8 protein-coding genes are annotated in these 14,164 nt (G+C 42.6%); 3 read left to right on the top strand and 5 right to left on the bottom strand.

Features of this window, described 5'->3' with window-relative positions; genetic code table 11:
- Nucleotides 1-163: 163 nt before the first annotated feature.
- The 4 genes from ACS8FC_RS04320 to ACS8FC_RS04305 all read right to left on the bottom strand — a co-directional run bounded on the left by ACS8FC_RS04320 (nucleotide 164) and on the right by ACS8FC_RS04305 (nucleotide 8,113).
- Nucleotides 164-1,828: an RCC1 domain-containing protein gene (locus tag ACS8FC_RS04320; RefSeq protein WP_439295962.1), complete on the bottom strand. Its 1,665-nt coding sequence runs from the start codon at nucleotides 1,826-1,828 to the stop codon at nucleotides 164-166.
- 253 nt (nucleotides 1,829-2,081) lie between these two features.
- Nucleotides 2,082-3,995: an RNA polymerase sigma factor RpoD gene (rpoD, locus tag ACS8FC_RS04315; protein WP_439260789.1), complete on the bottom strand. Its 1,914-nt coding sequence runs from the start codon at nucleotides 3,993-3,995 to the stop codon at nucleotides 2,082-2,084.
- Between the two features lie 453 nt (nucleotides 3,996-4,448).
- Nucleotides 4,449-6,599, bottom strand: a complete 2,151-nt coding sequence (locus ACS8FC_RS04310; RefSeq protein WP_439295961.1) for a DNA primase — start codon at nucleotides 6,597-6,599, stop codon at nucleotides 4,449-4,451.
- A 332-nt stretch (nucleotides 6,600-6,931) separates the two neighbouring features.
- On the bottom strand, nucleotides 6,932-8,113 hold the full coding sequence (locus tag ACS8FC_RS04305; RefSeq protein WP_439260791.1) for an outer membrane protein assembly factor BamD: 1,182 nt from the start codon (nucleotides 8,111-8,113) through the stop codon (nucleotides 6,932-6,934).
- Nucleotides 8,114-8,722: 609 nt separating this feature from the next.
- Here ACS8FC_RS04305 and ACS8FC_RS04300 point away from each other — a divergent pair.
- Together ACS8FC_RS04300 and ACS8FC_RS04295 are read left to right on the top strand one after the other, a co-directional pair.
- Entirely contained in the window at nucleotides 8,723-9,904 is a 1,182-nt protein-coding gene (locus ACS8FC_RS04300) for an RluA family pseudouridine synthase (protein ID WP_439260839.1), read from the top strand.
- 3 nt (nucleotides 9,905-9,907) lie between these two features.
- Nucleotides 9,908-10,834: a polyphenol oxidase family protein gene (locus tag ACS8FC_RS04295; RefSeq protein ID WP_439295960.1), complete on the top strand. Its 927-nt coding sequence runs from the start codon at nucleotides 9,908-9,910 to the stop codon at nucleotides 10,832-10,834.
- A gap of 92 nt (nucleotides 10,835-10,926) precedes the next feature.
- Here ACS8FC_RS04295 and ACS8FC_RS04290 read toward each other — a convergent pair whose 3' ends face one another.
- On the bottom strand, nucleotides 10,927-12,195 hold the full coding sequence (locus ACS8FC_RS04290; protein WP_439260793.1) for a YeeE/YedE family protein: 1,269 nt from the start codon (nucleotides 12,193-12,195) through the stop codon (nucleotides 10,927-10,929).
- 539 nt (nucleotides 12,196-12,734) lie between these two features.
- Between ACS8FC_RS04290 and ACS8FC_RS04285 the strand changes: the two genes are divergently transcribed.
- A complete protein-coding gene (locus ACS8FC_RS04285; RefSeq protein ID WP_439295959.1) occupies nucleotides 12,735-13,343 on the top strand; it encodes a flavodoxin family protein in 609 nt (202 codons plus the stop codon).
- Nucleotides 13,344-14,164: the final 821 nt, after the last annotated feature.

The following is a 14,164-nucleotide window of genomic DNA, read 5'->3' as shown; positions in this document are numbered from 1 at the left end:
ATAAATCAGTACAATCAAGTAATGAATAAAAATGAGTAAGCTTGATCGTTAATTAAAAAGGGCGACATAAAATATGCAGCCCCTTTTTTTACTTAACGATTATGTTTTTTTAGCTCTTTATAAGTGTTAATCAGCAAGTTTGAAGGACATAAGCCATCGTTGCTTATAGCTGACTTGGCAAGTTCACAGGGATAGGGGTGTTATACATCCAGGCATGCGTGGTGTCTTTATTACCCAATGAACCCTCAAAGCTCCAGCCCCACGTAAATAAAAAACCATACTGAAGAGATGGACTGTTATCTGGGTTGAGCGACTTTTCATGAGCAACAAGATGCATAGCGCCCATTGCCATATTGTCGATGTTGTTTAGATTGGGCAGTTTGTCAGTTGGCTCATCTAGGTCATTATAGATGGTTTTACCTGCACCATTTGTTTCGCCAAACATGCCCCAAGGGTATACCTTGCCATCATCTAGTAAGGCGTAGCTGGCATTGCCATTAGCATAAATACGGCGAATATCTTTACCCTTGAACCATGGTAGTTTGGTAGGTGTTGCAACGATATCGTCCCAAGCTTTTTCGGTATCACCAAATAGCTCACCGTTGTAGCCTATTTGGCTTGTGGCATTGAGTCCCCAACCATAAACCGACTCTTTATTGGTCAAAGCCAATACATGGTCACGGCCAGCGGCAAGTTGAGTGACTTTTTCTACCTCTTTAGCAACACTATCATCAGCGATTTGAGTATCATCACTTTGACTGTTTTTAATGATATTTATAAGGACAGGGGTTGCATTGATATTGACGCAATCATTGGCACTGGTACAGGCTTCACCTTTTCCAAAATTGGCATAAGCGTCGCTACCCCAGCCCCAAACTTGTCCTTTATTATCTAAAGCGTAGGAGCTATTGGCACTGGCAACTACTTGCACGATATGTCCAATGTCAGTTGCTGCTGAGAAGTCTACTTTGACCGGTATGCTACTACCGTCTGTACTAGGAGCAGAGTCATTACCAAGCTGTCCTACATCGTTAGCACCAAATGCCCATATACTGCCATCTTTGGTCAGTACTAGATTGTGCTTGTAACCGGCTGCCACCATGATTGCATCCTCGATACCTTGAACAGCACTGATATCAAGGCGACAGTCTTCAACTTGACTACAGCTATTACGACCTGTTTCGCCGCGTCCCAATTGCCCATATTTATCTTCACCCCAGCTGTAAACTTGTCCGTTTTGGTCAATAGAGAGCGAATGGTTTTGATTAAAACTAACAGATATTAGGTTTTGTGGCGCATTGTTTATGAGCATTGGCGTATCTGGATGTCCCATGACGTCTGTTATTTTTGTTGTCAGTCCAAGACCAGTTTGACCATAATTATTGCGCCCCCAACCGTAAAGCTGACCATCACGAAGGGCAGCGGTATGTGCACCACCTGCCGCTATGGTATCGCCCAGATAGATGGCTTTAGTAGAGCGCATCGTATTACCAGCATTATCCGTCGCTTCTAGGGTTATTTTATTGTGGCCCAACGCTAAAAAAATAGACTCATTAAAATAGCCTTCAGCATCGATCTTTAGCGTACGTACCGGTTCGTCATTGAGTTGATAAGTAAATGACTTGATACCGCTGTTATCTTGTACTCGTCCTGAGACAGATACGGCGGCAACGGCACTATAACCATCAGAAAAATTGCTGTCGGTCGTCAGTAATGGCGGTGTCCCATCAACAATAGGAGTTGTCACTTTTTGGTCATCGCCACAAGCAGTTAAAGCCAGTGCAGTGGTAATAATGGCTAGTGCTCGAGCTAAATGGGATAGACGCATAAAACCTCAATAAGTGCAAATATATGCAAAATAATATAAAAAATAGGAAGGATGTAGAGATATTAAATGCGAATAATATTACAAATAAGAATCATTATCAATGTAAAAGTAAAAATGATGATAGATATTGTGGATTGACTATTACTTTGCGCTAAGTCATAAGTATCTGATAGACACAAAAAAGCTGAGACATGCTCAGCTTTTTGGTTTAATTCTAAGAACGTTTTTATGCGTTTAACAACTTCTAAGTGAATCAGTCGTTTTCTAAGAAAGAGCGCAAATGCTCAGAGCGTGAAGGATGACGCAGTTTACGCAAGGCTTTTGCCTCAATCTGACGAATACGCTCACGCGTCACATCAAACTGTTTACCGACTTCCTCTAAAGTATGGTCTGTTGGCATATCAATACCAAAACGCATTTTTAGCACACGAGCTTCACGCTCAGTCAAGTTACCAAGCACATCACGAGTGGCTTCTTGCAGACCAGCGGCTGTTGCATCATCAACTGGGCTTGAGATAGTACCATCTTCGATAAAGTCACCTAGGTGCGAGTCTTCATCGTCACCAATAGGGGTTTCCATAGAGATAGGCTCTTTGGCGATTTTTAGTACTTTACGGACTTTAATCTCGTCCATCTCTAAGCGTTCGCCCAATTCTTCAGGCGTTGGCTCGCGGCCCATTTCTTGTAGTAGCTGACGTGAGACGCGGTTTATTTTATTGATGGTCTCAATCATATGTACAGGAATACGAATGGTACGTGCTTGGTCAGCGATAGAGCGGGTAATGGCCTGACGAATCCACCATGTGGCATAGGTTGAGAACTTATAACCGCGGCGGTATTCAAACTTATCCACCGCTTTCATCAGACCAATATTACCTTCTTGAATCAAATCCAAGAACTGTAGGCCACGATTGGTATATTTTTTGGCAATAGAGATGACCAAACGCAGGTTGGCCTCGACCATCTCTTTTTTGGCACGGCGGGCTTTGGCTTCACCAATCGCCATACCGCGTGCCACATCTTTCATATCGTTGATTTCCATGTCGAGCTTTTGCTCGTAATCACGGATTTTACGTTGTAGCAAAATGACATCATCGATGACTTTTTCTAAGTTTTCAGCAAAAGCAGGCTTGCCTTTTAGGCGCTCAGTGAGCCAATCTACGTTGGTTTCGTTACTTGGGAAAGTCTTACGAAATTCAGAGCGCGGCATACGACCACGGCGGATTACTAAACGCATGATCTGACGCTCATGCTTGCGCACGTCATCATACACATCATGCATGATAGCCATGACTTGATCTGACATACGGTTATTAAGCTTCAACATCATAAAGCGGCTGGCAAGCTGCTCATAGGCTTCGTCAGCTTGTACGCTACCGCGGCCGTAATCAAGCAATGCTTGTTTGGCTTTGATAAATAAATGCTCAATCTCTTCTAAACGTAGGCGTACTTCTTCTGGATCGATACCGCCCGTTTCTTCTTCAGCCTCATCGCTGTCATCAACCTCTAAATCATCGCTGTCTTCATCATCGTCGTCGTCATCTTTTTCCGCCTCAGCTTTTGCATTGGCTTTCGTTTTCATGACTAAGATTTTTTCTTTTTCTCGCTCTTTTTCTTCTTTAGCTGCGGCGATGTCTTCGTCTGTTTCAGGATCTAAAAAACCAGTGATAACGTCAGAGAGTTTCTTTTCGCCGTCATGTACTTTTTGATATTCATCAAGAACGAATTGTACCGTACCTGGCCAGTAAGCCATCGCATGCTGTACATCACGAATACCTTCTTCAATACGCTTGGCGATAGCAATCTCGCCTTCACGGGTCAACAGATCAACTGTACCCATCTCGCGCATATACATACGAACAGGATCGGTAGTACGGCCGGGCTCAGTTTCAACAGAGGCCAATACTGCCGCTGCTTCATCAGCTGCCATATCATCATCGCTTGAATCATCGTTCATCAAAATATCATCAGCGTCAGGCGCAGCCTCAAATATTTTGATGCCGACGTCAGTGAGCATTTGGACGATGTCTTCGATCTGATCGCTTTCTGTAATAGAGTCAGGCAGCTGGTCATTCACCTCAGCATAGGTAAGATACCCTTGCTCTTTGCCCATTTGGATTAAGGTGGCCAGTTGAGACGTGGAATTGGAAACTGACTTGTCGCTCATAAATACTCACTTGCTTGCGTCGGGCATTTTCGTAAAATAACAGACTATCGCTTGTAGGGTGCGTTGATCTAATCAGTAGATTGATCATATGAAAAGCGTAGAAAATGTCAATAATAACGAAAATGAGTTGATATGAATAAAGGCTCAAAAAACTACAATATAACGGCTAAATAAAAACTTGCTAAAAATACTACTCAAAAATAAAGCAATATGGCTATCTTTAAAAACAACGGTATTTAAAAATAGTGTGACTCAAAACAACAGCCAATATTGACAACGGCATAGTTTAACACAGACCACCGCTTTCAAGCACAAGACAGCCAATCAGTTGCTGCATATATTATAGTCCATGTGTGCTTGCCATAATCATAGATGATGGGGGCAATAATCTATGTTTTAAAGGGCAAATATTTTATCTGCTATTGAATCACCTAAAATGGTCTTAAATTAAGACTAAACGCTGATCATTGATGCAGATTGCTCTGCTTGCTGTGCTCGCATCCAATCATTTAGAAGTTGCGTCTGTTTGCGTACGATCGCAAGTCTAACATGATCCGGATTCTTGATAAGATCTTGCATCTTTCTTTGCATATTAAGCTTGAGTAGCTGCATCACTAGGTTTTCGATCAACTCATCAACGCTTAAAATATTTCTTGTGGTCAAGGTCTTATAAAAAGCGCCCCAACTACGGCTTAATGTTTCTTGAGTGATAGGCTGTAGGTTTGACATAATAAAATGCGCAGCAGCGTTGGCATCTGTTGGTAAATAAAACAAGCAGCGTTTGATTGTATTGACAACATCGAGCAAAGCGGTATCCTGCAAGTCCTCCCATGCTAGCGGACGAAAAGCATCTAAAGGTGCTTTTTGCTTGATATGGGCAGGGAAGTCTAAACGATTGATACCTGCTTTTTGCCAGATTGACTCAATGGTGTCTTCTTGCAGTACGCGGGGCTGAAACAAAAAACACAGCTGCAGCTGTTGGCTGATGGTCATGTCACCATCAAAATCAAGCAGCGCGTCTTTGGCTTCGACATTTTGGCTGCGCTTACCACCCAGCTTTTGATATATATCGTTATTTAGCAAATACCGAAAACTACTGCCTTTCGGTAACGCAGTGGTCAAGCTGCGCACTTGTGACATTAGCTTGGCTTTGCCTTCTGCCAATGCCAAATCGTAACGCTCACTCAAATAGGCAAAAATGTATTGTGACAAGGGTTTGGCATTGGCGATTTGTTCACGCATGGCCTCACTGCCGTTTGCTTTTATAAAAGTATCAGGATCATGACCGTTGGCCAAGGTCAAAAACCGTAGTTCCTTATCATCAGCGAGTACTGGTAGAGCAACCTCAAGTGTGCGCCAAGCCGCTTTTTGTCCTGCGCTATCACCATCAAAACTGAGCGTTAGTGTGGGGTTTAGGGTCAGTAAACGTGAGATCTGGCTTTCATTGATGGCGGTACCCATAGAGGCTACTGCGCCATAAATACCTGCTTGGTAAAGGGCGATCACATCCATATAGCCTTCGACCACTAGCCAGTGCTCTGCACGCTGCTGGCGTGATTCGTAATAGCCATATAGTACATGTTGTTTATGAAAGACAGGCGAGTCAGACGAGTTGATGTATTTGGGCTTCACGTCATCGTCTAAAGCGCGACCACCAAACCCAATCGTGCGTCCTTGATTGTCTCGAATCGGAAAGATAACCCGATCACGGAGCAAATCATAATCACGTCCAGACTCTGACTGCCGTACTAAACCCAAGGCTTTAAGCCCTTCGATATCTTGCGGGAACTGATGCTCAAGATGCTGCCAACCAAATGGCGCATAGCCCAGCCCAAAAGTCTCAAAAGTTTCTTGGGTAATACCGCGGGTCATAAAATAATGCTTGGCATGGGGATGCGTGGTTAGATTGTGCTGATAAAACTGTTGAATCTGATTTAATAATTCATATAAGTTACCATCTTGCTCAGCATGGCTACTGCTGTCGCCAGACAGCCCCATTGCTGTCTCTGTTAACCACGCCGGTGGATAGCCATTTTCGGTATCGTTTTGATACTCTGCGCCATAAGTGTCTATTGGGTAAGGAGTTGAGTCGTAAGGATCTAACGGTGGATAATCATCGTACCCATTGCTGTCATCGTAAGCGGGTTGGTCGTTATACCCGAGTTGACTTGCGCCTTGATTACTTAAGTTAGATACGACAGAAGGAGTATGTGCGGTCTGTGCTGCGCTGTGACGGTCCACAGTCGGACTGGGCACTGATGGTGGAATAGGCTTAGATGCTCGGCGTTGATAACTGACGTTACGTTGTTCATCTTTTGGCACTTCAATGCCAGTTTGTTTTGATAACTCATTGACCGCTTCGATAAAGGTTAAGCTTTCATAATCGCGCAAAAAGCTAATGGCGTTACCGCCGACATTACAGCCAAAACAGTGATAAATGTTTTTTTGTGGATTGACATAAAACGAAGGCGACTTTTCGCCGTGGAACGGACAGCACCCTTTATATTCACTGCCAGCACGTTTAAGCGTGGTGTGACGACCAATGATACTGATCAAGTCAGCTTGGCTGTTTAATTGTTCAAGAATATGATTGGGGATACTCATGAGAAAGGACAGTTTATCATAGAATAATACAAAAGTTATTTTAACACTTTTATTCTTTGCAATAAGTACTTATAGATTATTAATGTATATGTAACACACAATGAGTGCTACTTTACATGAAGAAATAGCCTAAGTAGCTAAAAAATTGAACTTATGACTCATAGTCTAAATTTTATGTATTAATACACAAAAGACAAAGCTCAGCTAATGACAAAATAATGATAAATGAGGTTTGTTAAACCAACAAGCAAATAAGACCAACTATATAGTTGATCTTATTTTTAATAGCTCATAGACGAGTATAAGAATAGCAGAACAAGTGTAGCGAGCGTTTAGTTATTATCATCCAAGTCTACCGTATTGCTATCATTTGGTAGTGTGGTACGGCGCATGGGGTTCATGTTTTGTGGGTCGACACTTGCTTCTCTAGCGGTAGAACCTGTGCTGGCCTGATTGGTCACGCGCTCAGTTGCGCTTTCAGGTAGACCCAAACCTACATTTACACCGCTGTTGCTGCGGGTTGGTGCGCCGTTAGCGGCGGGGGCAGCAGCATTATCAGCTGGCAATCTGAGCTGAGTGGCCGCTCGAACGGTTTGAGTTTTGGTGGCGCCAGTATATTCACCGTTGTTCATGGGCACATCTTTTAAGCTTGCACGACCAAGCTGACCAAAGGTTAGCTTATTCAACCATGAGCGGTCAGTTTTGGTAGAGAGTCTGACACGGCCATCATTCGTGAGCCATTCAGGGTAGTTGATTTGCAGTAAAGTTTTATACTCTTGTGCCAAATCAGTTAATCCTAACTGCTGATGACTATAAGCAAGAATAGCAACCGCCTCTGGTACCGCTTCACTAAGTGGGTAGTATTGAAATACCCATTTGGCACGGTTAACCGCGGCGACGTGTGCTTCACGTTCGATATACCAGTTGGCTGCGGTCAGCTCACTACGGGCAAACTGATTGTAAATAAAAGTCATACGCTGCGCTGCGTCTGGCGCATATGGGCTGTTAGGGTATTTATTAATCAACTCTTGAAAATTGGCAAAGGCAATACGTAAATAGGCAGTATCGCGCTCAGATTGATCCATTTTGAACAGCTTAATACCCTCAGATGAGCCTTGCATATTGGCCACACCGCGTACGTAATATGCGTAGCTTACTTGCGGGTTAGCAGGATAGAGATTGATGAAACGATCTGCACTTGCTGCCGCTGTCTCAAAGCTACCACTTGCATATTGAGCATACATAATATCAAGGAGTGCTTGTTCAGCATATTGTCCCGTCGGGTAAAAAGTACGTAAACTGGTCAGATCCTCAATCGCCTGTATGTAGCGGCCTTTATCAATCTGAGTAATAGCATCGTTATAGTAATCTTGCTCTGATTTTTCAGCGGTTTCGACCGCGTCACTGTCTGTATTCGTCAGATTTTTAAAAGTCTGACAGCCAACCAAGTTTACACTTAGAGCAAGCAAGGTTACTGACGAGATTTTGATAAAGGTGTTGCCAATAGGGCGCATACTTCTTCTCCGGCACAAGGCGCACAATAGCGGTGACGCTATCGTACTAATAACAAAGTTAATGATAAAAGGCTAATTATTAAATTATAAGGTAATAACGTCCAAAACAGCAAAGCAACGAGACATAAAGTAACTAGTGGCTTATAGTTGAACATAGCATACAGCAAAATCACGTTTACTTTATAGAATAACGTCTGCTTCGTCTATTCTTCTGTGCGCTATTTTGTAGCCAGATAGCACAGCAAAGTCTGACACAACAAATTTTGGACAGTTTAGCATGAGCGTCTTTTATGGGCGATGACAATTGTGGCTATTCCACTATAATATACAGTAAATTACGGCAACGTTATATTATAGAGAGTTACTATTATGGCTATTTATTTGGCAAATTTTTAGTAGTAAAGAAGAGATAACTGTCTGTAAGCATAGGGGGAAAAGCGCTTAGCATGGTACACTATGACGATGTTTAACCAGCTTTTTATTGAGAGTCTGAAAGTTCTTACTTAAGCATCTAATGAATTGCGGCTTTATCGCTTTATAAAGTTAATCCTTATGACCTGCTCATTTGTGAATTAGGTCACCTACGAATCTGCTATGAATAATAATGCTATGACCACAAATATAACACCGAAACAAACGTCTGATACCGAATTGGTGGCGCAACAGTCATCTATAGAGGATGGATTGACCACCAATGGCTCAAGCCTTGATGTTGACTCGCTTGATGAGAATTTGTCTGATGATGAGCAAGCATCTGATTATGAAGAAATCAACGACGATGAAGATCAAGATGAATACGCCAGCTCTATAGCTGGGCAAGTCTTACCGCAAGTGATTGACATAACGCATACGGTAACTGAGAAGGAAGCGGGTCTACGTATAGATAAGCTTGCCTCACAGGTTTTTACTGACTTTTCACGAGTGCAGTTACAAGGCTGGGTTGGTGATGGTAGTTTGTTATATAACGGTAGCGTACAAAAGCCCAAACAACGTGTCAAAGCGGGAGATGTGATACATCTATCTACGACATTGCAGCAGCATAGTGAAGATCAGCCAGAAAATATCGCCATCGATGTCGTTTATGAAGATGATGACGTACTGGTGATTGATAAGCCTGTCGGCATGGTGGTTCATCCAGGGGCGGGCAATCAGACAGGCACTTTGGTCAATGCTTTGCTATACCATTATCCTCAGCAGCATCACTTGCCACGCGCAGGCCTTGTACATCGAATTGATAAAGATACCTCAGGGCTCTTACTGATTGGTAAAACCAAGCCTGCGCAAATGGCTTTGATGGAGCAGCTCAAAGACAAATCTGTTTATCGTCACTATCAGTGTGTCGTAGCAGGGGATGCAGCAAGCTTACTGCGTCATCGCCGTATCGATGCACCAATTGGTCGTCATCGCAATCAGCGCACAAAGATGACGGTGATGACCGCTGGACGTGAGGCCGTAACGCACTTGTTAAATGTCACACCGCTTAATGATAATTACTGTTTACTGGACGTCGGACTTGAGACGGGTCGTACCCATCAGATTCGTGTACACCTAAGCCATATCACTTATCCAATAGTTGGAGATCGTGTCTATGGAGGACGTCGTCAATTGCGGGCAGGGTTGACAGAAGAGCAGCGCCAAGCGATTGGTAATTTCCCAAGACAAGCGTTGCACGCATATACTTTGGGGTTTGTCCACCCAACGACGGGTGAAGATATCGAAGTGACCACTCCTATTCCTGAAGATATGCAAAAACTCATATCAGTGCTAACTGATGGTTATGATGACGAATAAAATATGACAGATAAACTTCCCCTGACAATGCTGGCACAGCTCAATGAAGTGACAGTATTCCAAACAGCCGCCTATCATACCGCTGGTTTTGTGCATGCTGATATTAAGCATAAAACGCTTGAAGATCAAAAACATCAACCAATGCTGCAATCAAAACAAGCAAGCTATGGTGAGTTAAATCTTGGACTGCACGTTGCTGATGATCCTGTACAGGTATTGGATAATCGTATGCGTTTGCTAGCGACTATCAATCAGCAACTGACAATCCAACGGCGTGCGCCTATCAGTAGTGTGTACTGGGTAAATCAAGTTCATGGTAAACAAATCTATGATGTAGACGCAAGCCCGCTTAGTATGCGTCCAGTAGATGCTGATGCAATGGTCAGTAAGCGAGATGGTTTGGGACTTGCTATTATGACAGCCGATTGCGTGCCAATCGTATTATATCAGCCAGCAAGCGGCCAGATTGCAGCGATTCATGCAGGCTGGCAAGGACTTGCCTGCGGAGTCATTCCAACGACGATAAAGCGTTTTACAGAGTCTGGCGACATCAAAGCGTGGATAGGCGTTTGTATCAGTCAAGAAAACTACGAGGTTGATAGTCAGGTTCGAGATAAGCTGCTAGCAGGTTGCATCGAAAATCAGTCGTTGTCAGTACAAAGTATAAGTAGTACTGAGCGCTTCGATCAGTTATATGCGGTAGATTCCGACGTTCATAGCTCGACTAATACGGACTTGTATACAGATAAAATTAAGCTTGATTTACCAAAGATAGCTGCCGATCAGATAAGCAATGCTAGCGTGACATTAGCAAATGAAACCTCGATAAGCTGTAGTTACGCTGATTCTAGCTATTATTCGTATCGGCGCCAGACGCATTTGCAGCAGCCAGCAACGGGGCGTATGGCATTAATTATTGTGCGTAGTTAAGCTAAAGCACTAACAAAAAGTGTTTAGGCAGTAATAAAAAGAGCAGGCTAAAACCTGCTCTTTTTATTGCCGTTTCAACAGACTCATTTATATTAGCATACAGAATCATTGGACTTTGGTACCGAAAGCCCGAATAGCGGACGTAAGTATAAGGCTAAAAAAGTACCGGCCATAGCAAGTATGCCCCAAATGTAGCCATGCAAGCTAAAAGATGCGATGCCGCCGAAGTAAGCGCCAATGTTACAGCCAAATGCTAAACGTGCACCGTAACCCATCATCAGACCACCAATGACTGACGCTGCAAAATTACCCACAGTAATCTGAGTAAACTTGAACAGACCGCCCGCCGCTGACGCAATAAACGCACCGATGATAATACCGATATTCAATACAGTCGTTGAGTCTGCAAAAATAGACGCATCAAGCGCCGCTGCATTCGCCCCTTGCCAATAGCCCCAGCTAGCGACATCAACGCCCAAGCCGCTCGCTATCTTGGAGCCCCATAAAGTAAATGCTGAGGTAATGCCCCAAGGCTGACCGCGCGTCAGTAACGTCAAGGCATTGAGTAGAGCAAGAACAATCGCTGCTGCAAATAGAGGCCAAGAACCACGAAAGATGCGCTTCCAGCCAGACTCAGATGGTACAGGTGCCATCTTAGGTGCGGCTCTTTTTTTCTCAACGACCAACGTAACCCAAGCGATTAAACCAAATAACGCAAGCGACACCAGCCAGGCGCCTGTATAACCAAGACCTGTAGAAGTGGCTAATGAATAGGGGGCATAAGCTGGCATCTCCTCTGTCCAAAATGGCAGATGATAAGCGCCAATCGTAGCCCCTATTATAAAAAAGATAAAAGTGATGAACATAACCGAACGTCCACCGCCTATCGCATAGAGTGTGCCAGAAGCACAGCCGCCACCAAGTTGCATGCCGACACCAAAAACAAAAGACCCAACTAAGAGGCTGACACCCAATGGCGCCACATAACCTGCGACTGGGCCGCCAAATATTGTGGTGCCATAAGCAAGAATAGGAGCAAACAATGTCACTGCGACTGCTAGCATCAGCATATGGGAACGCATCGCCTGTCCATTACCGACAGCCATGATACGTCTAAATGCTGAGGTAAAACCAAAACGTGCATGAAAGAGGGTATAGCCCAGCAAAAGACCAATACCCAGAAGTAAAGATTGAGAGATATGCTGGGTATCAAGTAAATGAATGAGTAGTAGCAGGCCTGCTATTACGCCGCCGGCTATTAATACTTTTTGCGGTGCATTGAGTGCTAGACTACCTCTTACAATGGGGTCTTTTGCATCATTTACAGGCTGAACTCTAGTGGTGGTATTTAACGTATTCAAGGCAATGACATCCTTCTCCGATGCATGTGATCGAATGTGATTTGTATAAGTATTTATATAAGAATAGGAAGTAGGGTTATGAGACTCGTTTGATGCTTTTAATAGTGTATAAGTAAGCGCTCCATCATAATCTTATTGTCATCAAAGTAAATATTAGCGCATTAGAAGAATAAGAATAATTATATGACAATATGGAATAGGCTGTTTATTACTGACTATTTAACATTAATAGAGGGTGACACTGCTTGTTAATTCTTGCTTGCTGATGGATAAAGCATAGTATCTATTACACAAGGATAATTGATAATGTGTAAAATCTCGCTACAGTGTGCACTAATAAATGACGAGCAGTAATAAGCTGGTACTCATTAAAACATGCCTGTTACAATATGCTTGAATTTACCGAAGTCTACCGCATATCAGGTAACAAGCATCTGCACCAGCTATGTTGGTAACGTTTCCCATCATATTTTGAGGGATTTAGAGCAACAGTACCCTACCGCTGAATCAATTACTTATTATCCATTATTAGAGTTTGTATGAATACATCAACCAAAGCATCTTTATCTACCAAAAACGCGCCTAATGTATCGATTGCTGTTATTTTTCATAGTAACTATGGGCATACCAAGCGCGTCGCAGAAGCGATCGTACAAGGCGCACATAAACAACTGCCAAAAGCTCAAGCAAAAGCGATCGATATCCATGATGTTGATTGGGATTTTGTGGATCAAGCTGATTTGCTGGTATTTGGTAGCGCGGTATATATGGGCAGTGTTACCGCTGAATTTAAGACCTTTATGGATGAGACCTCAAAGCGTTGGTATCATCGCAAATGGGAAGGCAAGTGGGCGGCGGCTTTTGCCAATTCAGGTGGACTAAGTGGGGATAAGCTTGCAGTATTGCAGCAAATTTCATTGTACGCTATGCAACATGGAATGAACTGGATCGGTCTGCCATTGATGCCGACAGGTCATGAGGCTCATGATTTAAACCGACTATCGAGCTTTTTAGGTTTGATGACTCAGTCGCTTGATGGCCCACCTGAAGAAACCCCAGGTAAGGGTGATATTGATACCGCTATTTGGTTCGGCGATCACTTAGCAAAGACAATTATCAAGCATCAGCCAGTTAACGAAACCTCATAGATTAAAGTTTCGTATTTATAAGTGAGCAACCATTAAAACAAAAAAGCAGACGTCAATATTGATGTCTGCTTTTTTGTGAGCTCAGTTAATAATGATCTATATCAGTGGTGGATAAATTAAGGTTGGAAGTCACAGGGATAGGGCTATCAAAAAGTAGCAAGGACTGACAGCCAGTAAAAAGCAGCATCGGTATCAACATGCAAAAAAGGTTAAAGGGTTTCATAGTAGTTTTTGGCATACCTTTCATAAAATTTGAATTAAAGCTTGAATAAAGACCTGAATAATCGTACCGAAATGACAGTTTTAAATTATGACTGAAGCTACAGCGTCTGGTGAGCTTCCATCATAATCCAAACATAAGAATATGCAACCATCTACTTTCACTCAAGAATTTTTTGCTAAAAGTAGCTAAATTAATTTAAAACAGCATTTTTTGTCTTTTTAGATTGTATAAGTTGATGACTTGTGATTGTGAGTTTTTCTTTGGAGAACTGACTACAGCCTTTGTATGTATTGTGTGTCTGCTATTGTTACTATAATTCGTATAGATGAATGAATACGTGAGATTTTATATGGTTGTTAAATGTTCGTTGTACAAATTATCGGGTAATTATTTTTCTTAGTTTATGTTTTTAAAGACTTTTTCATCTAAATTTTGAATACTATGTATTTTATTAACTTGAGATCGAAATTTACTTAGTATTTCGGCATGATTTTTTAACTTTTGTAAAAAAATGAGATAAATAGGTTAATATTCAAGCAATGTTAGCGAAATAGTTTTACCTTTATATGAGTAAACAGAAGCTAATTGTCATACTAAC

The sequence above is a fragment of the Psychrobacter sp. 1Y4 genome, from assembly GCF_051847555.1.
The sequence above is the reverse complement of the archived record's forward strand: the minus strand, read 5'-3'. Positions and strand labels throughout refer to the sequence as shown.